At 56.2% G+C, this 25,212-nt stretch carries 20 protein-coding genes; 9 read left to right on the forward strand and 11 right to left on the reverse strand.

What is annotated here, in order from left to right; translation table 11 throughout:
* Positions 1-25: 25 nt before the first annotated feature.
* Genes paoA through paoC form a run of 3 tightly spaced genes read left to right on the forward strand, consistent with a single transcriptional unit; the run spans position 26 to position 3,744 of the window.
* The gene (gene paoA, locus J7J49_RS16110; protein WP_215094016.1) at positions 26-592 is read left to right on the forward strand and encodes an aldehyde dehydrogenase iron-sulfur subunit PaoA; all 567 of its coding nucleotides are present in this window, start codon (positions 26-28) and stop codon (positions 590-592) included.
* Complete coding sequence (locus J7J49_RS16115; protein ID WP_215094018.1) at positions 589-1,539, forward strand: FAD binding domain-containing protein; 951 nt, start codon at positions 589-591, stop codon at positions 1,537-1,539. Before paoA ends, J7J49_RS16115 begins: the two co-directional genes overlap by 4 nt.
* A 3-nt stretch (positions 1,540-1,542) precedes the next feature.
* Complete coding sequence (gene paoC / locus J7J49_RS16120; protein ID WP_215094020.1) at positions 1,543-3,744, forward strand: aldehyde oxidoreductase molybdenum-binding subunit PaoC; 2,202 nt, start codon at positions 1,543-1,545, stop codon at positions 3,742-3,744.
* Positions 3,745-3,758: 14 nt separating this feature from the next.
* On the opposite strand, the gene J7J49_RS16125 is transcribed toward paoC, so the two are convergent.
* The 3 genes from J7J49_RS16125 to J7J49_RS16135 all read right to left on the reverse strand — a co-directional run bounded on the left by J7J49_RS16125 (position 3,759) and on the right by J7J49_RS16135 (position 8,212).
* The gene (locus tag J7J49_RS16125; RefSeq protein ID WP_133733606.1) at positions 3,759-5,261 is read right to left on the reverse strand and encodes a methyl-accepting chemotaxis protein; all 1,503 of its coding nucleotides are present in this window, start codon (positions 5,259-5,261) and stop codon (positions 3,759-3,761) included.
* Positions 5,262-5,538: 277 nt separating this feature from the next.
* Positions 5,539-5,955, reverse strand: a complete 417-nt coding sequence (locus tag J7J49_RS16130) for a PaaI family thioesterase (RefSeq protein WP_133733605.1) — start codon at positions 5,953-5,955, stop codon at positions 5,539-5,541.
* 70 nt (positions 5,956-6,025) lie between these two features.
* The gene (locus J7J49_RS16135) at positions 6,026-8,212 is read right to left on the reverse strand and encodes a malate synthase G (RefSeq protein WP_215094022.1); all 2,187 of its coding nucleotides are present in this window, start codon (positions 8,210-8,212) and stop codon (positions 6,026-6,028) included.
* A 246-nt stretch (positions 8,213-8,458) separates the two neighbouring features.
* On the opposite strand from J7J49_RS16135, the gene J7J49_RS16140 reads away from it, so the two are divergent.
* Together J7J49_RS16140 and J7J49_RS16145 are read left to right on the forward strand one after the other, a co-directional pair.
* Complete coding sequence (locus J7J49_RS16140; RefSeq protein ID WP_215094024.1) at positions 8,459-9,451, forward strand: alpha/beta hydrolase; 993 nt, start codon at positions 8,459-8,461, stop codon at positions 9,449-9,451.
* A 22-nt stretch (positions 9,452-9,473) separates the two neighbouring features.
* Complete coding sequence (locus J7J49_RS16145) at positions 9,474-10,043, forward strand: NADPH-dependent FMN reductase (protein WP_251048363.1); 570 nt, start codon at positions 9,474-9,476, stop codon at positions 10,041-10,043.
* On the opposite strand, the gene J7J49_RS16150 is transcribed toward J7J49_RS16145, so the two are convergent.
* The 6 genes from J7J49_RS16150 to J7J49_RS16175 all read right to left on the reverse strand — a co-directional run bounded on the left by J7J49_RS16150 (position 10,040) and on the right by J7J49_RS16175 (position 18,739).
* Positions 10,040-11,548: a YifB family Mg chelatase-like AAA ATPase gene (locus J7J49_RS16150; protein ID WP_215094028.1), complete on the reverse strand. Its 1,509-nt coding sequence runs from the start codon at positions 11,546-11,548 to the stop codon at positions 10,040-10,042. The two genes, J7J49_RS16145 and J7J49_RS16150, sit on opposite strands and share 4 nt — an antisense overlap.
* Before the next feature lie 106 nt (positions 11,549-11,654).
* Positions 11,655-12,560: an ABC transporter substrate-binding protein gene (locus tag J7J49_RS16155; protein WP_215094030.1), complete on the reverse strand. Its 906-nt coding sequence runs from the start codon at positions 12,558-12,560 to the stop codon at positions 11,655-11,657.
* Between the two features lie 170 nt (positions 12,561-12,730).
* Complete coding sequence (locus J7J49_RS16160; RefSeq protein ID WP_215094032.1) at positions 12,731-14,851, reverse strand: TonB-dependent siderophore receptor; 2,121 nt, start codon at positions 14,849-14,851, stop codon at positions 12,731-12,733.
* A gap of 158 nt (positions 14,852-15,009) precedes the next feature.
* Positions 15,010-15,993, reverse strand: a complete 984-nt coding sequence (locus J7J49_RS16165) for an AraC family transcriptional regulator (RefSeq protein WP_215094034.1) — start codon at positions 15,991-15,993, stop codon at positions 15,010-15,012.
* A 61-nt stretch (positions 15,994-16,054) separates the two neighbouring features.
* Complete coding sequence (locus J7J49_RS16170) at positions 16,055-18,208, reverse strand: TonB-dependent receptor (RefSeq protein WP_215094036.1); 2,154 nt, start codon at positions 18,206-18,208, stop codon at positions 16,055-16,057.
* Between the two features lie 177 nt (positions 18,209-18,385).
* Entirely contained in the window at positions 18,386-18,739 is a 354-nt protein-coding gene (locus J7J49_RS16175; RefSeq protein WP_215094038.1) for an accessory factor UbiK family protein, read from the reverse strand.
* A gap of 357 nt (positions 18,740-19,096) precedes the next feature.
* Between J7J49_RS16175 and J7J49_RS16180 the strand changes: the two genes are divergently transcribed.
* From J7J49_RS16180 to glnK, 3 genes are all read left to right on the forward strand, one after another.
* A complete protein-coding gene (locus J7J49_RS16180) occupies positions 19,097-19,435 on the forward strand; it encodes a P-II family nitrogen regulator (protein ID WP_007112359.1) in 339 nt (112 codons plus the stop codon).
* A 44-nt stretch (positions 19,436-19,479) separates the two neighbouring features.
* On the forward strand, positions 19,480-20,727 hold the full coding sequence (locus J7J49_RS16185; RefSeq protein ID WP_215094040.1) for an ammonium transporter AmtB: 1,248 nt from the start codon (positions 19,480-19,482) through the stop codon (positions 20,725-20,727).
* A gap of 189 nt (positions 20,728-20,916) precedes the next feature.
* Complete coding sequence (gene glnK, locus J7J49_RS16190) at positions 20,917-21,255, forward strand: P-II family nitrogen regulator (protein WP_007112362.1); 339 nt, start codon at positions 20,917-20,919, stop codon at positions 21,253-21,255.
* Positions 21,256-21,400: 145 nt separating this feature from the next.
* Here the strand turns inward: glnK and J7J49_RS16195 are convergent, their stop codons facing one another.
* A complete protein-coding gene (locus J7J49_RS16195) occupies positions 21,401-22,177 on the reverse strand; it encodes a ferredoxin--NADP reductase (protein ID WP_064235686.1) in 777 nt (258 codons plus the stop codon).
* 180 nt (positions 22,178-22,357) lie between these two features.
* Between J7J49_RS16195 and J7J49_RS16200 the strand changes: the two genes are divergently transcribed.
* Positions 22,358-23,284, forward strand: a complete 927-nt coding sequence (locus tag J7J49_RS16200) for a LysR family transcriptional regulator (protein WP_009286188.1) — start codon at positions 22,358-22,360, stop codon at positions 23,282-23,284.
* Between the two features lie 4 nt (positions 23,285-23,288).
* On the opposite strand, the gene J7J49_RS16205 is transcribed toward J7J49_RS16200, so the two are convergent.
* A complete protein-coding gene (locus J7J49_RS16205; protein ID WP_215094042.1) occupies positions 23,289-25,145 on the reverse strand; it encodes a methyl-accepting chemotaxis protein in 1,857 nt (618 codons plus the stop codon).
* Positions 25,146-25,212: the final 67 nt, after the last annotated feature.

A 25,212-nucleotide genomic window follows, 5' to 3' on the forward strand; every position in this document is an offset into this window, starting at 1 on the left:
CAATGAGCAAGGAAGGCACATAGTTATGAACCCACTTAACAGCGCTGAAAGGCATCGCGAAACTGCGCAGAATCGCGCGGAGCGCTCGAATGTCTCTTTAGTGGTTAATGGAGCAAGGCACCAGCTTGAACTGGATAATCGAACGACGCTGTTGGATGCCTTACGTGAACATTTAAAGCTCACTGGCACCAAGAAGGGTTGCGACCACGGGCAGTGCGGCGCCTGCACGGTATCGGTGAATGGCGAACGGATTAACGCCTGCCTGACGCTAGCCGTCATGCATGAAGGCGATGACGTTGTGACCATCGAAGGGATGGGAGAGCCCGACGATCTTGACCCCATGCAGCAAGCTTTCATCGATCATGATGCCTTCCAGTGCGGCTACTGCACGCCGGGCCAGATCTGTTCGGCAAAGGCAGTACTTGAGGAGATTCGTGCGGATCTGCCCAGCCATGTAACGAAGGATCTAACCGCACCGATTGAGGTGACCGACGCCGAGATTCGCGAGCGCATGTCGGGCAATCTCTGCCGCTGTGGTGCTTACGCCAATATTCTAAAAGCCATCAATCAGGTAGCGGAGGAGCATGCATGAGAGCCTTCTCCTATGAACGCGTATCAGATCCCGCTCTAGCGGCCGCCCGCGCTGCTGAAGTGCCTGGCGCCAAATTTATTGCCGGTGGCACCAACCTGCTTGATTTAATGAAGCACGAGATTGAAACCCCGCTGCACCTGATTGATGTAACGGGTACCGGGCTCAACGCTATTACCGAGACCAGCAGTGGCGGTTTGCGTGTCGGGGCGTTGGTCAGCAATAGCGTGCTGGCCGCCGACCACCGAACTCGTCGCGATTATGCGGTGCTCAGCCGAGCCCTTGTCTCTGGCGCATCGGGCCAGCTTCGCAATAAAGCCACTACCGGCGGTAATCTGCTCCAGCGCACGCGCTGCCCGTATTTTTACGACACCGGCATGCCCTGCAACAAGCGCTCGCCTGGGGCTGGCTGTGCGGCACTCGGTGAAGGCGCCAGCTCGCGTGGGCTGGGCGTTATCGGCACGTCAGAGGCGTGTATCGCCACTCATCCCTCGGACATGGCTGTTGCGCTCAGGGTATTAGATGCCGAAGTGGAAACCGTTACGCCGAGTGGGGAGACGCGATACCAGTCGCTGGATGCGTTTTACCAATTGCCTGGCGACACCCCAGAGGTTGAAAACACGCTGGCGCCGGGCGAGATGATTACCGGTGTTGTGCTGCCCGCGCCTGTTGAAGGCCGTCATGGCTATTTTAAGGTGCGCGATCGAGCGTCTTACGCTTTTGCGCTGGTATCCGTTGCGCTTATCCAAACGCCGGATGGCAGCGGCCGTGTCGCGCTTGGCGGCGTGGCCCCGAAGCCTTGGCGCCGTGACGCCGCCGATGCGGCGTTGCCTCAGGGCGCATCAGCGGTCATGAGTCAATTACTAGATGGTGCCCGCCCGACCCAAGAAAACGCTTATAAGCTTACTCTGGCAGAGCGAACGCTTGCCGCGCTGCTGGCTCAGGAGTGACCCATGGACTTTAATCAATCAGCGGAAGATAACCTGTTCGATCGCGCCCGTATTATCGGCAAACCCCATGCGCGAATCGACGGCACGCTTAAGGTGATGGGGCGTGCGCCCTATGCTTACGAGCGTCATGACGTTGTGGCAAACCAACTGGTGGGTTATCCCCTATGCGCGACCATTGCCAAGGGGCGAATCACCCATATGGATGCGTCTGCTGCCCGCGCCGCGCCGGGCGTTGTATCAGTGGTAACAACGCTTGAGATTGAACCGCTTGAACGCTCGGAAAACAACGTTGCCCGGCTTTTCGGTGGCGATAAGATCGCCCACTACCACCAAGCAATTGCGGTAGTCGTAGCAGATACCTTGGAGCAAGCGCGAGCTGCCGCAACGCTGATCGACGTCAGCTATCAACAAGAGCAGGGTGACTTCGACCTTGAAGCTGCCTGGGAAAAGCTGGATAACACTGGCGAACCGCTGTCAGACGTGGGTAACGTTGAAGGCGCGTTTCAAGCTGCGGCCTTCTCGCTAGATGAAATTTATCGCACCGCTTCCCAAAGCCACGCCATGATGGAACCCCACGCGTCGATTGTTGATTGGTCAGATGGCGGCCAGATGACGGTGTGGACGTCGAACCAGATGATCGAAATGAATAAACAGGCGTTGGCGACCTCCTTCAATATCGACCCCGACACGATTCGTGTCGAAAGCCCCTTCATTGGTGGAGGTTTTGGTGGAAAGCTATGGCTACGCGCTGATGCGGTACTCGCCGCCCTCGGCTCGCGGGCCTCAGGGCGGCCGGTCAAGCTGGCTTTGCCTCGCCCGCTGGTGTTCAATAATGCTACTCACCGCTCTGGCACCATTCAGCGACTGCGAATCGCTGCCGATGCCCAGGGCAAGATAACCGCCTTCAACCATGCCGCGGTTTCGCATACCCTGCCCGGCGGCACCGGCGAGAACCCGGTCAATCAAACCCGCACTTTTTATGCCGGTGCGAGTCGCCGCGTCGCTCATCAGCCTGTTGAGATGGATTTACCCGAATCGGCGGATATGCGCGCTCCCGGCGAAGCCTCAGGGCTTGCCGTGCTGGAAATTGCCATGGATGAAATGGCGCAGAAGCTGGGCATGGATCCTGTCGAGTTCAGAATACTCAATGACACCCAAGTCGACCCAGAAGATCCCTCAAAGCCCTTTAGCGAGCGCTATTATGTTGAGTGTTTACGCCAAGGCGCAGAAGCCTTCGGCTGGGAGGCGCGCAACCGCACGCCTGGGGAAAAACGCGAAGGAGAGTGGTTGATCGGTCACGGTATGGCAGGGGCCTATCGCGGAGCGCCCACGCTGGATTCCGGGGCACGCGTACGTTTGCAGGGCGGGCGGCTGATCGTTGAGACCGATATGACCGATATCGGCACCGGCTCCTACACCATTCTCGCTCAGACAGCTGCCGAGACAATGGGGATGGCCATGGAGGATGTGGAGATTCGGCTAGGCAACAGTACCTATCCTATTTCTTCCGGGTCGGGCGGGCAGTTTGGCGCTACTAGCTCAACCGCTGGCGTGTACGCCGCCTGTTTGGCGCTTCAAGAGCAAATAGCCAAGCACTTAGGTGTCGAAAAGCCACGTTTTGAAAACAGCCGCGTGCTAGCCGGGGATACTGACTTGGCGCTTGCCGATGTGGCAGATGGTGAGGAGCTTGTCGCCGAAGATACTATCCACTTTGGCGACTTTAAAGACGACATGCAGATTGGCACCTTTGGGGCGCATTTTATTGAGGTAGGCGTGCATGCCTATACCGGCGAGACGCGTGTTCGGCGTATGCTCGCGGTGTGTGATGCGGGCCGCATCCTAAATCCGATCACCGCGCGTAGCCAAGTGCTTGGCGGTATGACGATGGGCGTGGGTGCAGCTTTGTCGGAGGGGCTAACCGTTGACCTTGAGCGCGGTTTCTTTGTTAATCACGACCTTGCCAGTTACGAGGTGGCGGTTCACGCCGATATCCCCGAGCAGGAGGTTATTTTTCTGGATACCACGGATGCGGCTTCATCGCCCCTAAAAGCCAAGGGAGTCGGTGAGCTTGGCATCTGTGGCGTGGCGGCGGCAATCGCCAACGCGGTTTATAACGCCACCGGCGTTCGGGTGCGTGAATATCCCATAACCCTTGATCGAATGATCGACCAACTCCCGGAGGCTGGTCGCGGTGCGATTTTATAGTGCCGATTAAGGCGTCAAACCGTGGGTGAGGCAATCAGCATTGGCTTCTCGGCGGTAGACGAAGAGAGCGGGAGTGTGAACCCACTGACGGCGTTCATCATCTTATCAGCGGTGACCGATAGTTGTTCTGCCATGCTGTGGGAGTTTTCAACCGCCGCACGGGAGAGCTCCAGGGCATTGTAAATTTCGTTAACGCTTTGCTCGAGCTCTTCAACGCCTTGATGCTGCTGGCTAATTGCGCTTTCAGAATTGTTTAAACGCATGGCGACCTGCTCAAAGCTTTGAATAAGTGACCGAGTCGTCTCCGCAATGGTGGAAGTTTGTTTAACCCCTAGCAACACTTGGTCGGTGGTGGCCGCAATGGTATGGCGGATCTGAGTAGCAGTTGTTTGGGTATTTTTCGACAAGTTACGCACTTCGTTGGCAACCACGGCGAAGCCACGGCCGTGTTCACCAGCTCTTGCTGCTTCAACGGATGCGTTTAATGCGAGAAGGTTGGTTTGAAATGTGATGTTATCAATTTCGCCAAGCATCTCCTGGATAGCTTTGGAGTGCTTATCGAGTAGCCGCATCATTTCACCCATTTCCTCGACTTGCTTACCGTTTTGTCGAGCAATTTTCTCAGCATCGTTGGCCAGTTGACGTATATGTTGAGATTCTTTGGCGGTTTCCCGAGTCGAGGCTGCGAGTTCCGTCGTGCTAGTGGATATGCGCTCGGTTTGACTGCTGTTACGGGACGTTTGAGTGCGTAGTTGCTCTTGAGCAACAAAAAGCTGCTGACTGTAGTCCATAACGTGGCTTGCTGCGGTTTGTGTTTTTCGCAGGCTATCCGCTACCTGGTCGCGCATTTCTACGATTGCCGAGACTGCGGGCAACTGCTGTTCTTTTCTGCTGAAGGCAACGTCCAAGTTTCCGCTACCGGCGGCAATGGCAAAGCGAGTGACGTGAAGCCCTTCTTGCACCATGCTTTCCAGCACTTTTGCCAAATAGCCAAGAATAACGACTTGGACAACCACAGCGCCGCCGTGCATAAGTAAGCAATACAGTAAATCGACGGGGCTGTGGGTTATCGCCCCCTCTTCCATGACATGCATGTCACCCATGCTCACGTAAAGCTGAACGAGCCCCTGATACTGAAGCCAGGTAAAAAGAGCATGGTGAAGTGCTATGACCAAACCACCAAAAGCAATAACTCGCCAGTCGCTATAAAGGATTAAAACAGAGAGCAAGATAAAGATGCCAAAGTGTGCTTCGATCATACCGCCACTTTGTTCGATCAATACGGCCGACCAGACCATCATCACAGCGGCTTTGATGAACCCGTTAGCAATGTGGCCTGGTAATTTATGCTGGAGAATATAGGTAAGCGGTAGAGTGGCAGCACTTACCACCGCTACTAGCATCAGCGTTTGGGTAAAAAAGCTAATCACCAAGCATAATAAAGCGACAAACCCTAGTGGCCACCACATGAGCCTGTCGGTTCGCGCAATATGGTTCGAGAAAGAGGCGTCTGGCATTATTATATTTTCCTTGCTTTGCAGCGGAAAAGAGTTGCTAGGGGGAATGCCCTATCGACATTTTTTAAAATAACTTCATGGAGTTTTGCTAAATATAAGCAGTCTTTTCTATAGTTAGCACTTTCGCCGTAAGATTAATGGAATGTTTATTCTTTGAGTAGTTAGTTAACAATTTTTCACTATTTGCTTTTGCTTATGTTTTGATATAAGGATCACTAATAAATCATCCTCGTTTAGCTGGCTATTCATATTTGAGTGAGGTAGATCCCGTCAAGGCTTAGGCTTTCTTTGGTAGCGCATAGCTAGCGGTGACATGGACGACTGGGTGTACTTCATCACTGACCGAGAAAATCTGCACTTCTCCGACCGCTAAACGTCGACCAAGCTTGATCAATTTGGCGTGGGCGATAATATCGTGATCTCCGGAGGCGGCACGCAGGAAATGGCAGTTTAGGTCGCTGGTCACTGCCATCGGTTCGGGGCCGATCTGTGCCAGAATCGCAACGTAGAGTGCAACATCTGCAAAGCCCATCATGGTAGGGCCGGAAACCCGGGGGCCGGGGCGCAGATGCTCATGACCGATTTTAAGGCGCATGGTGGCAGTCATCTCACCTACGCTCTCTATCTTGCCCATCCGCTGGGGAAAGACTTCATCCAGAAAGTTTTCGATTTGCTCGGCAGTCATTACGGTCATTATTGTTTTCCTTTATAAAAAAGCCCCGAGGCATAAGTCTCGAGGCTGATTAAACCATAAAACGAATTTACTACACCTTATGCACCTGGGCCTTATGCACCTGACGCCATTCGTGCAGTAGCGGCTCGGTGTAGCCGGAAGGCTGGACGCGCCCTTTGAAGATCAGGTCGGAGGCGGCTTTGAAAGCGGTAGAGCCTTCAAAATCGGCGCTCATGGCGGTGTAGGTGGGGTCGCCTGCATTCTGCTCGTCGACCACTTTGGCCATACGCTTGAGGGTCTCTTCTACCCGCGGCGCATCGACAATGCCATGGTGTAGCCAGTTGGCGATGTGCTGGCTGGAGATACGCAGCGTGGCGCGGTCTTCCATCAAGCCCACGTTGTGGATATCCGGCACTTTCGAGCAACCTACGCCGTGCTCTACCCAACGGACTACGTAGCCCAGAATGCCCTGGCAGTTGTTGTCCAGCTCCTGCTGTTTCTCTTCATCCGACCAGTTGGCGTTTTCCGCCACGGGCACGCTGAGTAGCTCATCCAAATAGTCGGGCTCGCCCAGGCCTTCCAGCTCGCGCTGAACGTCGGTGACATTCACCTGATGGTAGTGGAGTGCGTGCAGCGCCGCCGCCGTAGGAGAGGGCACCCAAGCAGTGTTGGCACCGGCTTTCGGGTGGCCGATTTTCTGCTCTAGCATGTTGTGCATCAAGTCCGGCATGGCCCACATGCCTTTACCGATCTGGGCGCGACCGCGCAGACCGCAGGCAAGGCCCACCTGCACGTTGCTCTTCTCGTAGGCCTGAATCCATGCGGCGCCTTTCATGTCGCCCTTGCGCACCATGGGGCCCGCTTCCATGGCGGTATGCATTTCGTCACCGGTACGGTCGAGGAAGCCGGTATTGATAAACGCCACCCGTGAAGCGGCCTCGGCAATACACGCCTTGAGGTTAACCGTGGTGCGGCGCTCTTCGTCCATGATGCCCATTTTCAGGGTATCGCGGCTCATGCCCAGAATGTCTTCGACGCGACCAAACAGCTCGTTGGCGAAGGCGACTTCTTTAGGGCCATGCATTTTCGGCTTAACGATATACACAGAGCCGGTGCGCGAGTTGCGCGGCTGGTCGGCGTCTTTTTTCAGATCGTGCAGCGCGAGCAGCGAGGTGACGACTGCATCCAGGATACCTTCCGGTAGTTCGTTACCTTTGTCATCCAAAATCGCTGGTGTGGTCATTAAGTGACCCACATTACGCACGAACATCAGCGAACGGCCGGGCAGCGTGACGCTACCGCCATCGGTGGTTTGCCAAGTGCGATCAGCGTTCAGCTTGCGGGTAAAGGTTTTGCCGCCTTTTTCGATCTTCTCTTCTAGATCGCCCTTCATCAGGCCCAGCCAGTTGCTGTAAACACCCACTTTGTCTTCTGAATCCACCGCGGCAACGGAGTCTTCGCAATCCATGATGGCGGTCAGCGCAGCTTCCACCACCACGTCTTTAACGCCTGCCGGGTCGGTTTTGCCGATAGCGTCGCTGGGGTCAATCTGAATTTCCAGGTGCAGGCCATTGTTACCCAGCAAAATGGCGTCGGGTTTCGCCGCTTCACCGCTAAAACCAATTAGCTTGCCGGAATCCTTAAGGCCCGTCTCACGACTGCCTTCAAGCGTCACCACCAGGTGCTCATCACGAATAGCGTAGTTCACTGCATCACGGTGCGAGCCAGTTGCCAGCGGCGCCGCACGGTCAAGCACGCCACGGGCGTAGGCAATCACTTTGGCGCCGCGTTTCGGGTTAAAGCTGGTGCCTTTTTCCGCGCCGTCGTCTTCTGAAATCGCATCGGTGCCGTACAGGGCGTCGTAAAGACTGCCCCAGCGCGCGTTCGCCGCGTTCAGCGCATAGCGTGCGTTGCTCACCGGTACGACCAACTGAGGCCCCGCTTGAACGGCGACTTCACGGTCAACGTTGGCGGTGGTCGCTTTGACGTTGGCCGGCGCTTCGGCCAAGTAACCGACCTCTTTCAAGAAGCGGCGGTAGCCCGGCATATCGGCCACTGGACCGGGGTTTTCCCGGTGCCATGCGTCGAGTTTTTCTTGTAGAGCGTCGCGCTCTTCAAGTAATTGACGGTTTTTTGGGGTCAAATCATGAAACAGGGCATCCACACCGGCCCAAAAGGCATTTTCATCAACGCCTGTTCCCGGTAGCGCCTGCTCATTGATAAAACGATCTAAATCGCCTGCCACCTGTAAACGGTGGCGCGTGATACGCTCGCTCATGGGGTTTCTCCTGTGAGGATGCTCGTGGGCACTCTGCTCTTTAGAATCTGTTCTTTAGAACATGGTTGGCCACGGGCAGATTAAAATGTATTTATGGAAAATAATTCCACATCTGCTTGGGCATGTAAACAGCGTAGACCCTAATGCGCTAAAATGCTCGACCAAATGACTAGGCATTAGGTGCTGGGAGAGCTACCCATCTGCCGCGCCTGGGCCAACGGACAATGGCGTTATGGAGAAACATCGATGAGTGATTTCCAACATCTGGAAGGCTTGTTTCGCCACGCCTCGGGCGACACCGCCCTTAGCCGCTTACTGCCAGGGGAAATTTTGGCAGACGCCATGCAAGGCTATTTCCAGCACTATGGCTTAGAAGCGCTGCTGTTAGATACCAGTGAAGTGCATGCAGGTTTTATTGATACGGGGCGCTTTGCACTGTGGTGCCAAGTCTGGAGCCCTCCGCAGCCGGTGGGCACTGCCTTTGTGGTTCACGGTTACTATGACCATATGGGGTTATATCGCCATTTGCTTGAACGCCTGCTGGCGAAGGGCTGGCGAGTGGTGTTGTGGGATCTACCCGGCCACGGACTTTCCAACGGGGCGCGGGCGGCAATAGAAGATTTCGATGATTATCAACACTGCCTGGCCCATTTGCAGACGACTCTTAAGGAACAAGGCATGGCGCCTGAGCCATGGTTAGGCGTGGGCCAGAGCACCGGTGGGGCGATTCTGGCCACCGACGCGCTCACCCGCCGTGAGGCTTCCGGCTGGTCAGGTTTGGTGCTGCTGGCGCCCTTGGTAAGGCCTTGGGGGTGGAGCCAAACAAGCTGGTTGCACTTGATAGCCAGTCCGTTCATAAAAGAGTTGCCGCGTAAATATCGCTCCAACTCTAACGACGAGCAGTTTACCGAGTTTCTACGTAATAGTGACCCGCTGCAGCCCGAGCGGCTAAGCGTTGCTTGGGTGAGCGCGATGCGCCGCTGGATGCCGCGACTGCTGGCCCAGGAGCCCAATCCATTGCCAACCTTGATACTTCAGGGCGAGCAGGATTTGACCGTCGATTGGGAGTGGAATTTAGCCATACTGGCGAAGAAGTTTCCCAATGCCGACATTCATCGCCACCCGGAAGCCCGCCACCATTTAGTCAATGAATCTGATGCCATTCGGGAGGAGTTGTTTGAAGCACTGGATGTGTTTGTCGATAGTGTTGTCGGCGATGTTGGCAAAAATATGCATTAACGTACTTTTAAAAGGAGAGACAATGTCAAAGGTGCTGGTATTTGCGGGCAGTGCCCGAGAAGCGTCACTGAACAAACAGCTAGCCAAACTGGCCGCCAAGCGGATTGAAGCGCTGGGTGGGGAAGCAACCTTTATCGATTTAAAAGATTACCCCTGCCCACTGTTCGATGAGGATATCGAAACCCAAGGTATGCCGGATAACGTACTGAAGCTGCGCGATATATTGGCAGATCACCAAGCACTGCTGGTTGCCTCGCCGGAGTACAACGGCTTTATTACACCGTTGCTGAAAAACACCTTGGATTGGCTATCCAGGCCTTACCAAGAGACGCCAGGGCTTGGCCTGTTCGCCGGTAAGTGGGCAGCGCTGGTGGCCGCATCGCCCGGTGGACTGGGCGGTATCCGAGCTCTGCCGCTGGGCCAGCAGTTGCTTGCCAATCTTGGGCTGATCGTATTGCCGCAACCGTTATCGCTACCCAAGGCAGGCAGCGCGTTTAACGATGCAGGCGCGTTAAATGACGCTGCTACCGGCGAGAAGCTTGACGCCCTCTGCCAACGGCTTGTCGATGTAATGGCCAATAACCACCGTTAAGCGCCCTTCAGCATCCGATCCAGTTGGCGGTAGCCAATCGCCTCGATCAGGTGCGGTTGGGTGGGCTTGGGCTCGCCCTGTAGGTCAGCCAGGGTGAGTGCTACCCGCAGTACGCGGTGGTAGGCACGGGCGGAGAGTTTGAGTTTTTCGAGTACGCCTGCCAGCCAGGCGCGCTCTTCATCGTTAAGTGCGCAGGCGGCTTCCAGGGCTTTGCCGCTTAGCTGGCTGTTTAGCGCACCGCGGGCCATTTGGCGTTCTCGGGCGACCATTACCCGCTCACGCACAGCTTCCGATGATTCGCCTTGGGTTTGCGCGGTAAGCTGTTCTGGGGGGAGCGCGGGCACTTCCACTTGCAGATCGATGCGGTCTAGCAGCGGCCCGGAAAGCCGTGCTTGGTAACGCTGGATTTGGCTGGCGGTGCACTGGCAGCGTTGGCGCGGGTCGCCTAAGTGGCCGCAGGGGCAGGGGTTCATTGCGGCTACCAATTGAAACCGAGCTGGATACCGACGTTCATGGCTGGCGCGAGCTAAATGTATCTCTCCCGTCTCTAGCGGTTGGCGCAAAACCTCTAGCACATGGCGGGAAAACTCCGGTAGCTCGTCTAAGAACAGTACACCATGGTGAGCGAGGGATATTTCGCCGGGTTTGGGTTTTGAGCCACCGCCCACCAGGGCGGCGGCACTGGCGCTGTGGTGCGGTTGCCTAAATGGCCGCTTACCCCAGTCCGCTTCCAGCGGTAGCCCGCAGACCGAACGCACGGCGGCCACTTCCAGCGCATCTTCTTCTGATAGCGGCGGCAAAATACCGGGCAGCCGACTGGCCAGCATGGTTTTGCCGGTGCCGGGAGGGCCTGCAAATAGCAGGTTATGCCCCCCGGCCGCAGCGACTTCCAACGCGCGTCGAGCCTGCTGCTGGCCGCGTACATCGGCAAGATCATCCACCGGGGCAGTGGTTTTCACCGAGGCGCTTAGCTTGTGCGGGGGGATCTTCTCTTGGTCGAGTAGGTGGGCGACGACTTGCCAGAGCGTGTCGGCGGGCAGCACCGGCAAATCGCCTGCCAGTGCTGCTTCATCGGCGCAGGCGCGGGGAATAATTAGCGCTTTCTTTGCTCGCCGTGTGGCCAGGGCAAAGGGCAGTATGCCCGGCACGGCACGCAGCTTGCCATCCAGGGCTAGCTCGCCCGCACACTCCATGCCTTCCAACGCTTCCACGGGAATTTGTCCTGAGGCGGCGAGAATGCCAAGAGCGATGGGAAGGTCGAAGCGGCCGCCCTCTTTGGGCAAATCGGCAGGGGCGAGGTTAAGCGTGATGCGTCGCGTATTGGGGAAATCAAAGCCTGCATTGACGAGTGCACTACGCACCCGTTCGCGGCTTTCTTTCACCGCTGTTTCCGGCAAACCCACCAGCGTTAGGCCCGGCAAGCCGTTAGCCAGATGCACCTCAACATGCACCGCCGGTGCATCTAATCCCACGCCCGCTCGCGTGGCGACAATGGCTAGCGTCATGCTCTTCCCTCGCTGCGTTTAGGTAAAAAAACCTAACCCCAATGTAAGCGAACTCTACTTTATCTTAAGTGCCTAACCTATCGTAGTTAAGGACGCTTTGGTAGCGTCACGGTTTTCTACCTACCAAGTGATTAACCGCAGTAGCTTCTTCCAACGCCGTGGTTAGTTCTCGGGCAAACCGCTGGGAGGAAGGCAGCGCGCCAAAGCTCCATGCGGGCGGCAGGTGCACCAGCTTGTCATGCTTAACGCTGGGAAGCTGCTGCCATAAGCCGCTTTTTGCCAACTGCTCCTCGACCCCGGCGGGCAGCGGGTCGATGATTACCAGTGTTGCCTCTGGGTAGCGTGCCAGCGCTTCAATCCCCACCAGCGCAAATCCCCAGGCATTCGTGGCTTGATCCCAGGCATTGGGGAGGTCGAGCTGTTCCAGCACGGCGTTGTATAAGCTGTTTTCCCCAAACACCCGCACGTGGCGGGCATCCATAAACTGCACCATCAGTAGCGGCGCGATTTCTGTCTGTGAGTGGAGGCGGGTCTCTCGCAGGTTGGCCATCAAGGCGTCGGTTTCCGCGATCAGCGCTTCTGCCTGGGGTTGGTGCTCGGTTAACTCGCCTAGCTGGCGAGTCACTTTTTGCATCTCTTGCCAGGTATCAGTGCCGGGGGCGTAGAGCGAGAACAGAGTGACCGGCGCGATTTGCTCCAGGCGCGGGGTTAAACCGGCAAACATGGGCGAAATCAGCGTTTGCTCTGGCGGCACTTGGGCCAGCAGTTCCATGTTGGGCTGGGTGCGCAGCCCCATATCGCTAACGTTATCAGGAATGCGCGGTTCGCCTACCCAGGCACGGTAGTCACTCTGCTGGGCGATGCTGCTAACCGGGGCGTCTATGGCCAGCAGGGTTTCGGCGATCGTCCAGTCTACCGTGGCCCATTGGGCCTGGGCGTTGGAAACGCTCAGTAGGCAAGCGGCGAACAACCCGCAGCGGGCGAGCAAACAGAGCAGGGAGGTGTGGCGCATGGTGGTGAGAGGTCATCCGGAAAATAAGAGCTGTATTTAAACGATAATATTTATTGTTTGCAAACCTGTATTCAACGAAAAATGCCCAGGCGCGCTGGCCTGGGCAGATGTGTGAACGATTGCTTAATGATGCTTAGACAAGGGCTTAGACAAGGGCTTAGGCCGAAAGCTTAGAAACGGTAGTGAACGCTGGCGGTGACGCCGCGCTCAGCGCCGAAGTAGCAATATTCAAGCGAGTTACAGGAAGCGACATACTCCTTATCGAGCAGATTGCTCACGTTTAAGCGCGTTTCGACCCCTTCAACGCCGACATGGCTCAGGTCGTAGCCAATAGTGGCATCGACCAAGGTGTAGTCGGGCACGGTTTCGGTATTGGCCCGGTCAGCGGCGATATCCGCGTAGTGCCGGACGCCGACCCCCATATCCACGCCGTTCAGCCAGCCGTCGTTGGCCTGGTAGTGGCCCCATAGCTGCACTTGATGGCGAGGGGAGTAAATGGCGTTATTGCCCTGGTTGCCATCGTCGCTTTTGGCGTAGGTGATATCGGTGAAACTGTAGCCCGCCTGAAGTGAGAGGGTATCCGTTAGCTGGGTTTGCGCTTCCAGTTCCAGCCCTTGGGATTCGATCTCCCCCACCGCGCGGTAAGGATCGCTAGGCTGCTCTTTGGTGGCGACATTCTCCTGGCTGATATGGAATAGGGCCGCGCTGTACTGGCTGGCGCTACCATGAGGCTGAACCTTCAAGCCCGCTTCCCACTGTTTGCCTTCCATCGGGGAGAGCAGATTGCCGCTCTCATCCACGAAACTGGTGGGTGTGAAGGCGGTGGAGTAGCTCAGGTAAGGCGCCACGCCGTTATCAAACAGGTAAACCACACCGGCGCGACCACTGAATTGGGTATCGCTGAGGGAACTGGTGTCACCGCTATCGCGGTCGGTATTGTCGATATTCACCCAGTCGTAGCGGCCGCCCAAGGTGAAGCGCCAGTTTTCCATGGCGATTTGGTCTTGCAGGTAGACGCCGGTCTGGTCGATCTCATGTCGTTCGCGTATGGGGGCGTAGAACTCGATAGGGCCGCTGCCATAAACGGGGTTAAAGGCATTGAGCGGCTGAAAATACCCCGTAGGCCATGACACGTCGTTCTCCCGCTGCTGGTAATCCACCCCGAACAGCAAGGTGTGATCCATAAAGCCGCTGCTGATGTTGGCTTCAAGCTGGTTGTCGAGCGTCCAGGCTTCCAGCGACTCATTGCTACCGGAGTAGTAGCGGGTGAGTTCGTCAGATTCCGGTGAGACCCAGCCATAGCCGTAGACTTGATTGAGCACCACATCAGAATTGAGGTAACGCATTAACTGGCGGCCCGTTACCTGGTCGTTAAAGCGGTGCTCCAAGGTGTAGCCGACCATGCGTTGGGTGCGCTCATAGGTGTCGTAATCCTCTTCACCATCATAAAAGTGATTGCTGATCTTGCGGCCATTGTGGGCAACTACCGCCCCTTCATAGGGGACGCCAGAGTGGTAGCCGCCTTCCGGCTCATCCTGCAGATACGCCTCCACGGTGAGGCTCGTGTCATCGGCCATGTCCCAGGTGAGGCGTGGCGCAATGGCATAGCGTTCTTCTTCTGCCGGGCCAAACTGGGTATCCGCGGCGCTGGCAATCCCGGTCAGCCGAAAGGCCACCCGCTGCTCTGCGCCAATCGGCCCGGTGAGGTCAAACGCTGCGCTGCGCTGGTTGTTGTTGCCCACCCGAAAGCGCAGTTCACCGCTTTGTTCAAATTCTGGCCGCTTACTGTTCAGGGCCACTACACCGCCTGGGGAGGCGCGCCCATAAAGCACCGAAGCGGGCCCACGGACGACCTCTATGCTTTCCAAAAACCACGGATCGATGCGCATACTGCTATGGGAGTTGGCATCGCCCATGACTTTTAGGCCATCTAAGAAGGTATTGCTCAAGCTGCCGTCAGAGAAACCGCGTAGCACCAGATAATCGAAACGATTCGAGGCGCCAATCTGGTTACTGTAAACACCGGGCGTGTAGTCGGTGGCGCGCTGTACGGTGCTTACACCACGGTTATCCATCTGCTCCCGGGTAATGGTGGAAACGCTCTGGGGGATTTCGATGGTCGGGGCTTCTACCTTGGTGGCGGCCTGCTGGGCGGTGACCGTGACCGTTTTCAGCTCGGTGCTTTCCTGAGCGTGCAGTGGTGAAACGGCCAGGGCGGCGATAACGGCAGCACTGATGGGAGAGCGTAAAAAGTGTGGAGCGCGAAGCAGACGGTGATGGGGGATGGACATGGGGAGTACCTGCAATAAGAGTCAATTAACTAGTGTGTTAATGAGAATTATTGCGCTTATTTGCTTGTGAAAGGTATGTGCAATGACAAAAGGCGTATGCGCGCTGCTAAAAAGCCTCCTACAAGGGAACCTACCGCTAACATAACAACGCAGCGACCTTAGTGGCGGTTGAGCACTTCATGGGGCGTGATACCAAAGGCGCGCTTAAAAGCAGTGGCAAAATTGGTGGCATGGCGGTAGCCACAGGCGTGAGCGGTTTGCTGCACGCTATAGCCTTTGCGCAAGTACGCCTGGGCTTGGGCCAGGCGGCAGCGGCGTAAATAGTCGAAGATTGAGCAGCCGTAACAGCGCTGAAACTTGCTACGCAGGCTACTGGGACTCATGGCGGCGTTGCTGGCCAATTGCTCCAGCCGATACGCCTGGTGGGGATACTGTTCGAGCTGCTGGCGCAAACGTTCCAGGCGCTGATGGTCGCTATGGGTAAGGCCCGCTGGGAAACTGACGGCTTTCCCTGTGTCGCCGGGCTCAGGGCAATTGGCAGGCAGCCCATGCGCTAACAGCTGGAGCGCTAGACCCTGCCATAACAGACGCTGCCTTTCTGCTGGCCAGTTCGTGACCAGTGCCGCTTCCAGACTGTGGTGAAGGAGCTGTGGCACTTGCCAGGTATGCAGCACGGGCGTTGCCGGAGGAGCAACGTCGATGGGTAAGGAAGCAAGCGGCTCGCTGGAAGCGAGCAGCGATATGTTCAAAATGCGCAAACGTTGCGGCGCGGGCTGGAAGACTTCAAGCCCGATCTGCTCGTTGAAATGTGCACTAAAGGCGTCACCGGCCTGCAACTGAAATGACTGGTGACCGAGCCCCACTTGGATACGCCCCTCAAGGACAACACTGAGAAACCACGCAGCGGAACGCCGGGAGGTGGAGGCGTACGCGTGCAGGACGTCAAGATCCGAGTGCGTCACCCGCAGCGTGGGCGTTATCTCGACATCCATCACCCGCCCGCGGGCCACGCATGGCGCTGGCTGGGCGCGCTCGGACGCTTCGGGAAAGCGGTAGTCGATCCCGAAGCGCTGACCAAGCGCCAGCAGGTCATGGGTGGTGAGTGGCGTGCCAGATGGCGTTATCGAATCTAGTGCCGCCATTTCCACTTCCATGACCATTATCTCGTCCTTGATCGGTTATCAGCGTTTAGCGAACCAGCGCTCAGTAAGCCATCGACCAGCTCAGAGTGTAAGTGCGCCCACGGCCCTGGTAGTCATAGAGGTACTCTGGGCCATAGTAGGGCGAATAGAACATCGCGGCGCGCTGACCCCAAACGGTGGAGTACTGGTCATCCAGCAGGTTCTGCACGCCCAGGCTGACGGTGCCTAAGCCGGTCTCCTGGCTGAGCGATAAGTCGAGGGTGGTATTGCCTTCGATCTCGCGGTCGGCAGCGTCCTTCAGGTCGAAGTTATGGTTGGCTTGCAAGCGCGCTGAGCGAACATAGTCAGTCCAGCCGATAAAGGCGGTGGCGGAAGAGAGCGATGCATAGCGAGCGTCACGTTTCTCCCAGTCGCCCTGGTCGTTCTCCTGCTCAGAGCGTACCAGGTGGAGTGTGCCCCCGAGCTCTAGGCCATTGTCGAAGTAGCGAGTCACGGCGGTTTCCAGGCCGAAATCGCGTTTCTTTTCGTCTACTACGCTGACGCTTAGATCTTCGGCGTTTTCCACTGTCTTGTCCGACCAGGCGTAGTAAAGCGCCGTTTGGGCCGTCCAGTTACCCCCTTGGTAGCGCCAACCTAGCTCGACCTGATCCGTCTCAATGGCAGACAAGGGATTATTAGCGACACTCACATCAGGGCTCTTGCCGTAGTACTTGGCGGGATCCGGCAGCTCGAAGCCCTGGCTGAACTGTAGCCAGTTCTGGTGGCCGTTGCGGTGATCATAGAGGGCGCTGGCATTGAACAGGGTTGCTTCGTAGTCATTTTCGCCGCCAGGGATCCCCTGGAACTCATCCACTTCGACGTCCATATGCTGCTGGCGCACACCGGCGGAAAGCTTGAGCGCTTGAGTGGCCTGCCAGTCGCCCTGAACAAAGCCTGACAGCCCATCCACTTGATAACCGGGGTAGCGGGGTTCAACCCCAGAGGCTTGCTGAACCAGACCGCCGGAGGCGTCCGATATAGCTTTATCGAACAGCATCTGACTGGCATCGAACGTTTCTCGATCCATATCGAGGCCGTAGGTTAGCGAAACGTCGTCACCCAGGCGCGACTCGAAGAGCGCCTTGATGCCGCTCAAATCGGTATTTTGTTGTGAGGCGCGAAACTGCAGACCGTTGGCGACAGGGTAGGGGAAGGCCTGGAAGCTGGACTCCTCCTCACGGTGAAAAGCCTGAAGGTAAAAATTCTGCCCCCACAGGTTAGCGTGGTGATAGTTGACGTTAACCAGCTTGCGGTCGGTTTCCGGGTCGCGCTCTGAGCGGTAACCGTCGCGAATCTCGGCATCATTCAAGTTGGGCGTCGCCGCGTCGAGGTTGGGAAAGTAAACGCCGCGATCGCCTTCGTAGCCGGAACGATATAGCTGGGCGCCCAGCTCCAGGCTCTGTTCATCGCTCAAACGGAAGGAGAGGTTACCCAGTACATCAATGCTGCGATTGTCCTGCAGGTCGGTTTGGGCGATATCCGGGAAGATCTCTTGGCCGCTGCCGTCATAGTGCCGGCCGTTATCCCCAATGGCGGTGCCCAGGTAGCCTTGCACCCGCTTGTTGCCGCCGCTGATCGATTGCGACAAGCGCCGGTCTATATCGTCACTGTTGTTGAATCCGGTGGTGATGCCCGCTTCTGTGCGCCAGTTGAGGCCTTCCTCACCCTTGCGGGTAATGATGTTGATCAAGCCCCCGGTAGCGCCGCCACCATACAGGCTGCTGGCGCCGGAGAGGACTTCCACGCGCTCGATATTAAAGGGGTCAATGGCATCGAACTGACGGGAAAGCCCGCGGGAACTGTTCAGCGATACGCCGTCGATAAGCACCTGCACGCCACGGCCGCGCATATTTTGCCCATAATTGGTGCGTCCTTGTGGCGCCAGATCCAGCCCCGGCACCAGACGCCCCAATGCCGTCTTGAGGTCTGCACCATTGCGGGTCTGTTGTTGCAGCATTTCCTTATCGATTACCCATACCGCACCAGGAATTTGGCTGATTTGGGTGGGCGTACGGGATCCCACAACCACCATGGTGTCGTTGGCGTCTGTGCTGGGGGCCGTGTTTTGGGCGAAAACGCTGTTGGAGAAGCCCAGCAACAGACCAGTGCCGATAAGTGCAGCAGTTGAAGAAGGCGACTTGGCAAACGGTGATTTTGAAAATGGCAGCGCGTACATGGTGAACAATCCGCGAACAGTGAGGAGTTAGGGAGCGGAGAGTATCACCAGGAAACACAAAGTCAACGATAGTGATTCGTGTTTATTGTAGGAGTAATGTTTGCTTATAAAGGTCAGTGTTTGCTCATAAATGCAGCAATGGGCCATTGCCCTATTGCTGCCTGTGAAGCCAAAGCGTTAAGCGGGCTTATTCTTCTGCTTTGTATCTGAATCTGTATCTGTATCTGGTTCGGGGGTAGGCAACGGCGGTACTTCTGCTTCCATTGGCGTGTCAGTGGAACCCGTGGAGGCTTCAACGGCCGCTTCAAGGTTGGCGACCTGGCGCTCTAATGCCTCTACCCGAGACCGAGTGCGCTGCAGTACGTCCATTAAAATGTCGAAATCTTCCCGTGAGACAAGCTCCAGGCGATCAAAGGCGCCACGCACGACTTGCTGCACGCCCTTTTGAATATCTTCCGGTGCCTGGGAAGCGTTTTGTAAACGGTCGCCAATCTGCTGGGCCAGTCGGCTAATGCGGTCTTGAGGCGCCATCGTTGCTCTCTCCTTAATAACTCGCTAAATGAACATCTATGTAATTGCTTACCGGTAAGGATACGCAACAGTTGGCAAATTCGCATGCGCCGCGTGAATTTCCTGTTGATTGTTTGGACTGCATCTAAATGGAGCAGGCTACTTTTGCTTACGCTCTTTTTTGGTGCAATAGCTGTGGTGAGGGAATGGCTTTGCCCAGATTTAGCGCTGTAATGCGCTCTATTTGTCGGCTAATAAGCTGAATTATAAGAAAAAAAAGTCAGCTGGCACAGTATGCGCATTAACGGTTCAGGTGCTTATTCTGGCGGCTGTGCCGCTACCAATCTAGCAGGACTTATCCAGCAGGGGAGATCCGGGATGAAACTCATCACCGCTATCATCAAGCCATTCAAGCTCGACGACGTTCGTGAGGCATTAGCCGACAACGGCGTTCAGGGCATTACGGTCACTGAAGTTAAAGGTTTTGGCCGTCAGAAAGGGCATACCGAGTTGTACCGTGGCGCGGAATACGTCGTCGACTTTCTGCCCAAGGTGAAAGTGGAAGTGGCCGTAGACGATGCCCGCTTAGAGAGCGTGCTGGATGCCATTTGCAGTGCGGCTAACAGCGGCAAGATCGGTGACGGCAAGGTGTTTGTGACACCGCTTGAAGACGTTATTCGGATTCGGACAGGCGAACGCGGTGCAGACGCCGTTTAAGGCTGTATTGCGGATCATTTCTATAGTTCAACGGGGAACTTACAATGAATGAGTTGGCTGATCTGAGCTACGCGCTCGATACGTTCTACTTTCTAATATGTGGCGTGCTCGTTATGTGGATGGCCGCAGGCTTCTCCATGTTAGAAGCGGGCTTAGTGCGCTCCAAGAACACCGCTGAAATCCTCACCAAGAACATTGCGCTGTTTGCGATTGCCTGCACCATGTATCTATTGGTGGGCTATTACATCATGTACTCCAGCAGCGCTGGTGGTTTCTTACCCAACCTGGGTTTCCTGATTGGCGCTGAAAACAGCGTCGATGCGGTGACTGCCGGTGGCGACGATGCACCTTATTACTCCATGCGTTCCGATTTCTTCTTCCAGGTAGTCTTCGTTGCGACCGCTATGTCGATTGTGTCGGGTGCTGTCGCCGAGCGCATGAAACTATGGGCATTCCTGGCCTTTGCTGTGGTCATGACCGCGTTTATCTACCCGGTATCCGGTTACTGGACTTGGGGCGGCGGCTGGTTGTCTGAAGTGGGTTACTCTGACTACGCGGGTTCAGGCATCGTACATATGGCCGGTGCGGCTGCAGCACTAGCCGGTGTGATCGTGCTGGGCCCCCGTAAAGGCAAGTACGGTAAAGACGGCTCTATCCACGCGATTCCGGGTGCCAACATGCCACTGGCAACGCTGGGTACCTTCATCCTGTGGATGGGCTGGTTCGGCTTTAACGGCGGCTCTGAGCTTAAACTGGCGGCGGTCGATTCCGCCAACAATGTGGCGCAAGTGTTCGTTAATACTAACGCTGCGGCGGCAGGCGGTGTGATTGCCGCCCTGATTCTGGCCAAACTGTGGTTCCGCAAAGCGGATCTGACCATGGCGCTGAACGGTGCACTGGCTGGCCTGGTGGCGATTACCGCTGATCCGCTTTCTCCATCTGCGCTGGGCGCGACCATTATTGGCGCCATCGGCGGCATCATCGTAGTCGCTGCTATCGTGACACTCGATAAAGTGAAGCTGGATGATCCGGTCGGTGCGATCTCGGTACACGGTGTGGTGGGTATCTGGGGCGTGCTGGCAGTGCCGCTGAACAACGGCGACGCGTCATTCGGTGCTCAAATCATCGGTATCGCAGGTATCTTCGGTTGGGTCTTCCTGGCAAGCCTAGTGGTATGGCTGATCCTGAAAGCCATCATGGGCATCCGGGTGAGCGAAGAAGAAGAGTATGAAGGCGTTGATATCGCAGAGTGCGGTCTTGAAGCCTATCCCGAATTTGGTATTAAGAAATAAACAGCGGCATTAAGAAATAATTTAATGCTGACCAAGTGAGCTGGCGTGCTCCTTCTGGCCTCCCCTGAGTGGGAGGCTTTTTTATTCTCTGCCAATAGCGGTGTATGCTGGTAGTTAGCGGTCATCGGTTGCGCAATCGCAGCCGTGCAACCCGACCCCATCACGGCCACCCAGTTAGAGGATATGGTAATGAAATTGATCACAGCTATTATCAAGCCGTTTAAGCTCGACGATGTGCGCGAATCGCTCTCTGATATCGGCGTACAGGGTATTACGGTGACGGAAGTGAAGGGCTTTGGGCGCCAGAAAGGGCATACCGAGCTGTATCGTGGCGCTGAGTATGTGGTGGACTTCCTGCCTAAAGTGAAGCTGGAAGTCGCGGTGGATGATGATATGGCCGAGCAGGTGATCGATGCCATCACCCAGGTGGCGAACACGGGTAAAATCGGCGACGGCAAAATCTTTGTAATGCCGCTAGAGCAGGTGATTCGTATCCGTACCGGCGAAACAGGCAAAGACGCGGTTTAAAGGTGAAGGGTAAGGTGTGAATAGTAAGTAGTGCCGAGTAGACAAAGCCCCTGGGGAGAGCGTCCCCAGGGGCTTAACTCATAAGGTGATGGTGACAATTTTCTATTCACCCCTCACCCCTCACCCCTCACCCCTCACACAACGATCACTTCTCAACAAACGCACGCTCAATGACGTAGTCGCCCGGCTCGCCCATACGTGGCGAAATATTTAGACCCAACTCGTCGAGCAGGGCGCTGGTATCGTCCAGCATGGCGGGGCTGCCACAGATCATCGCGCGGTCTTGGCGTGGGTCGATGGGCGGCAGGCCGGTATCTTCAAACAGCTTACCCGTACGAATATGGTCGGTCAGGCGGCCCATGGTGTGGAACTCTTCCCGGGTAACGGTCGGGTAGTAGACCAGCTTTTCAGCAATATCTTCACCTAGGTACTCATGGGCTGGCAGCTCTTTGGTGATGAAGTCGGCGTAGGCCAATTCAGAGACTTCGCGCACCCCGTGAACCAGTACGATTTTCTCGTAGCGTTCATAAACTTCGGGATCCTGAATCAAGCTCATAAAGGGCGCCAAACCGGTACCGGTGGAGAGCATATACAGGTTGCGGCCGGGCAGCAGGTCGTCGGTGACCAGCGTGCCTGTCGGCTTGCGGCTGACCATAATCTGGTCACCCACTTTCAGGTGCTGAAGTCGTGACGTGAGCGGGCCATCGGGCACTTTAATGCTGAAGAACTCCAGGTGGTCTTCGTAGTTGGGACTGGCAATAGAGTAAGCGCGCATCAGCGGTTTGCCATTCACTTCCAAACCAATCATTACAAACTGACCGGTTTTGAAGCGCAGGCTACGCTCTCGGGTGGTGCGGAAGCTGAATAGAGTATCGTTCCAGTGATGAACGCTAAGCACTTCTTCCAGAGCAAACTTACTCATGCCGTTTTCTCCTGTAGCCGACGCTGGCGCTAAACCATATCGGTCATATTCTGAAAAAGAATAAAAATTATTAAATAAGTTGCCTGCAAGTCTAAGCAAAGGGTGCTATATCTGTTAAGCGAATTATATTGATAACGCTTATCTGAAAAATAGATATAGATCAAATATAGGTCAGACGCTATGCACTACACCTTGCGGCAGTTGGAAGTCTTTGTGGCGGTTGCCCAGCATGAGAGCGTATCCCATGCGGCGCGGGCGCTGGCCATGTCGCAGTCGGCGACCAGCACGGCGCTGGCGGAGCTTGAGCGGCAGTTCGACTGTCAACTGCTGGATCGGATCGGCAAACGCTTGAAACTTAACGCGCTGGGTTTTCAGCTATTGCCTAAAGCGGTGGCGCTGCTTGATCGTGGTGAAGAGATCGAAGAGTTGCTGCGTGGGCAGAAAGGGGTTGGATCGCTGGATGTCGGCGCCACGCTGACCATTGGTAACTACCTGGCCACGTTGCTCATCAGCGACTTTATGCAGCGCCACCCCGGCAGTCGGGTGCGCCTGGCGGTGCGCAATACGCGCCATATTATCGAAGGCGTGCGCCAGCACTCGCTAGATTTAGGCTTGATCGAGGGACAGTGCGACGATGACATGATCATTAGCCAGCCCTGGGTAGAAGATGAGCTGTGCGTGTTTTGCTCGCCGCGTCATCCGCTGGCAGGCCGCGAGCATCTTGAGCTTGAGCAATTGCTGCGTGAGGACTGGATTATGCGCGAAGAGGGGTCTGGCACCCGAATGACCCTGGAACACGCCGCCCGCCACCGTCGCAGCCGGTTTAATACGCTGCTGGAGCTAGAGCATACGGAAGGTATTAAACGTGCCGTGGAGTCGGGGCTGGGGATTGGCTGTGTCTCGCGCTTGGCGCTACGCGATGCCTTCCGGCGCGGCAGCTTGGTACCGCTGCCCACGCCGGAGTTGGATCTAAAGCGTCAATTCACGTTTATTTGGCACCGACATAAATACCTCACCACCGGCGTGCGCGAATTTCTGCGCCTGTGCCGTGAAATGACCGCTGGCGCTAAACGCAGCGATGACATTGCACTGCCGCCCATTCCTTAGTCCCTCAAAACGACGCGAGCGCTTTGGGCGAGTTTAACGTTAACGGCGCAGGTGGGTGTTGAGACAGTTTGAAGCTGCCTATGGTGACCGCTAAGTGATCGGCCTGCTCTTTCAACTGCTCGGCAGCGGTCGTGGACTCTTCTACCATGGCCGCGTTCTCCTGGGTCATGCGATCCAGCTCTGCGACAGCGATGTTGACTTGTTTGATACCTTCGCTCTGCTCACTAGTCGCTGCGTTGATCTCCTCCAAAACATCGGTTACGCGGGTAATATGCGTGACGATGTCTTGCATGGTAGCCCCCGCATTACGCACCAAAGTAGTGCCGTTATTCACCTTGGTTTGTGAATCTTCGATCAGCTTTTGAATATCGTTGGCGGCCTCGCTGCTGCGCCCGGCTAGCTTGCGCACCTCGTCAGCTACCACGGCAAAACCACGGCCATGCTCGCCAGCCCGGGCCGCTTCCACCGAAGCGTTAAGCGCCAGCAGGTTGGTCTGGAACGAAATGCTGTTCATTAAGGTGACAATTTCACCGATCTTATCCGACGCGTGGGTAATGTCTTCCATGGTGTTCACCACATTTGCGACAACCTTCCCACCTTCGTTGGCGACTTCTGAGGCGGTTTGAGATAGCTTATTGGCTTCTTTTGCGGATGCTGCCGTGTGTTGAACGGTACTGGTGATTTCCTCAATCGATGCAGAGGTTTGCTGCAGGCTAGCGGCCGCGTTATCGGTGCGACGGGATAGATCCTGTCCGCCCATGGCGATCTCATTGGCGGCATGGTGAACGGATTCGCTGCTAGTGCGTACATCGATTAATACCGCCTCCATTTTGCTCACGAAGCGGTTGAAAGCACCGCTCATCTGGGCCACTTCATCGCGGCCTTGCTCCGGTAGACGGCGGGTCAGGTCTCCCTCGCCACTAGCGATGTCATCCAGCGCATCCCGGGCCCGTTCAAGACCGGCGAAGGTTCGCTTGAGCCACAGGCTGAGCAGCAGAGCAGTAACGGCGATAATAATCAGTAGCGTGATCAACGAAGAGTGGAGGATGGCGCGAAGGCCAGCAGTGGCCTCGCGTTCGTCCAGTGCGACGCCGAGCTCCCAGTCAGTACCCGCGATGGGGGTCGCCGATAGCCGCTTAACCTGGCCGTCGACTTGAATCGGCTCCCAGGCGTCTCGGGTAGCGCTCAGTCGTTCGATAACGGCGGGGGTCAATGTCTCGCTGACCTGGCTTAGTGGCTTGAGAGTCAGCGCCGTGTTGGGGTGCGCGATCAGCGTCTCGCCGCCACTGCTCAGAAAGGCGAAGCTCGATGGCGTCGGCTGAATGGCATTGACCTGATTGACCAGACTGTCGATCGCCACATCTCCGCCGACCACCCCATATAGGCGACCCTCACGCTTGACCGGCGTGGCAAAGGTAACCACTAAGCGATTGCTGTTGGCATCCACGTAGGGCAGCGAAACGATGGTGCTATCCTGATCCATGGCTGCTTGATACCAGCTGCGCTGGCGCGGGTCGTAGTCATTAGGTGGTTTCCAGCCATCGGAAGAAAGATGACTGCCATCGGTTTGACCGTAAAAGGCCGCTATGAATCCACCTGAGTCGGCTAGCTGTTTTAGGGGCTCGAGAGGGGCATTATCGATCACGGGCGCGCGAGCTGCTTCTAGCATCGCGGCACGGGCAGACACCCACTCTTCAATTGCCAGGGCATTACCCTGTGCGATGGATGCCTGTTGCCGAGTTACCTGCTGCTCGTTGTGAGCTTGCAAGGTCAGATAACTAACGGAGGCGTTGATGGTCAGTGCCAGCGTGATAACCACCAAAGTGATCATCAGAATGCGCAAGCGTAGGGACGACAGCATTAATAAAGTCTCGCTATTAAGGAAAAATGAGGTCAGAAGTTGACCGCTTGGTAAGTAACATCTGCTG

It is taken from the genome of Halomonas sp. ISL-56, assembly GCF_018612805.1.
Lineage (GTDB): Bacteria > Pseudomonadota > Gammaproteobacteria > Pseudomonadales > Halomonadaceae > Vreelandella.

Excerpts from the sequence above, each read along its gene's own strand:
- glnK (WP_007112362.1), top strand. The coding sequence starts at position 20,917 with ATGAAATTGATCACAGCTATTATCAAGCCGTTTAAGCTCGACGATGTG.
- paoC (WP_215094020.1), top strand. The coding sequence starts at position 1,543 with ATGGACTTTAATCAATCAGCGGAAGATAACCTGTTCGATCGCGCCCGT.
- J7J49_RS16135 (WP_215094022.1), bottom strand. The coding sequence starts at position 8,212 with ATGAGCGAGCGTATCACGCGCCACCGTTTACAGGTGGCAGGCGATTTA.
- J7J49_RS16175 (WP_215094038.1), bottom strand. The coding sequence starts at position 18,739 with ATGGCGCCTCAAGACCGCATTAGCCGACTGGCCCAGCAGATTGGCGAC.
- J7J49_RS16160 (WP_215094032.1), bottom strand. The coding sequence starts at position 14,851 with ATGTCCATCCCCCATCACCGTCTGCTTCGCGCTCCACACTTTTTACGC.
- J7J49_RS16130 (WP_133733605.1), bottom strand. The coding sequence starts at position 5,955 with ATGACCGTAATGACTGCCGAGCAAATCGAAAACTTTCTGGATGAAGTC.
- paoA (WP_215094016.1), top strand. The coding sequence starts at position 26 with ATGAACCCACTTAACAGCGCTGAAAGGCATCGCGAAACTGCGCAGAAT.
- J7J49_RS16180 (WP_007112359.1), top strand. The coding sequence starts at position 19,097 with ATGAAACTCATCACCGCTATCATCAAGCCATTCAAGCTCGACGACGTT.
- J7J49_RS16170 (WP_215094036.1), bottom strand. The coding sequence starts at position 18,208 with ATGTACGCGCTGCCATTTTCAAAATCACCGTTTGCCAAGTCGCCTTCT.
- J7J49_RS16185 (WP_215094040.1), top strand. The coding sequence starts at position 19,480 with ATGAATGAGTTGGCTGATCTGAGCTACGCGCTCGATACGTTCTACTTT.
- J7J49_RS16200 (WP_009286188.1), top strand. The coding sequence starts at position 22,358 with ATGCACTACACCTTGCGGCAGTTGGAAGTCTTTGTGGCGGTTGCCCAG.
- J7J49_RS16145 (WP_251048363.1), top strand. The coding sequence starts at position 9,474 with ATGTCAAAGGTGCTGGTATTTGCGGGCAGTGCCCGAGAAGCGTCACTG.
- J7J49_RS16195 (WP_064235686.1), bottom strand. The coding sequence starts at position 22,177 with ATGAGTAAGTTTGCTCTGGAAGAAGTGCTTAGCGTTCATCACTGGAAC.
- J7J49_RS16115 (WP_215094018.1), top strand. The coding sequence starts at position 589 with ATGAGAGCCTTCTCCTATGAACGCGTATCAGATCCCGCTCTAGCGGCC.
- J7J49_RS16155 (WP_215094030.1), bottom strand. The coding sequence starts at position 12,560 with ATGCGCCACACCTCCCTGCTCTGTTTGCTCGCCCGCTGCGGGTTGTTC.
- J7J49_RS16125 (WP_133733606.1), bottom strand. The coding sequence starts at position 5,261 with ATGCCAGACGCCTCTTTCTCGAACCATATTGCGCGAACCGACAGGCTC.
- J7J49_RS16205 (WP_215094042.1), bottom strand. The coding sequence starts at position 25,145 with ATGCTGTCGTCCCTACGCTTGCGCATTCTGATGATCACTTTGGTGGTT.
- J7J49_RS16165 (WP_215094034.1), bottom strand. The coding sequence starts at position 15,993 with ATGGCGGCACTAGATTCGATAACGCCATCTGGCACGCCACTCACCACC.
- J7J49_RS16140 (WP_215094024.1), top strand. The coding sequence starts at position 8,459 with ATGAGTGATTTCCAACATCTGGAAGGCTTGTTTCGCCACGCCTCGGGC.
- J7J49_RS16150 (WP_215094028.1), bottom strand. The coding sequence starts at position 11,548 with ATGACGCTAGCCATTGTCGCCACGCGAGCGGGCGTGGGATTAGATGCA.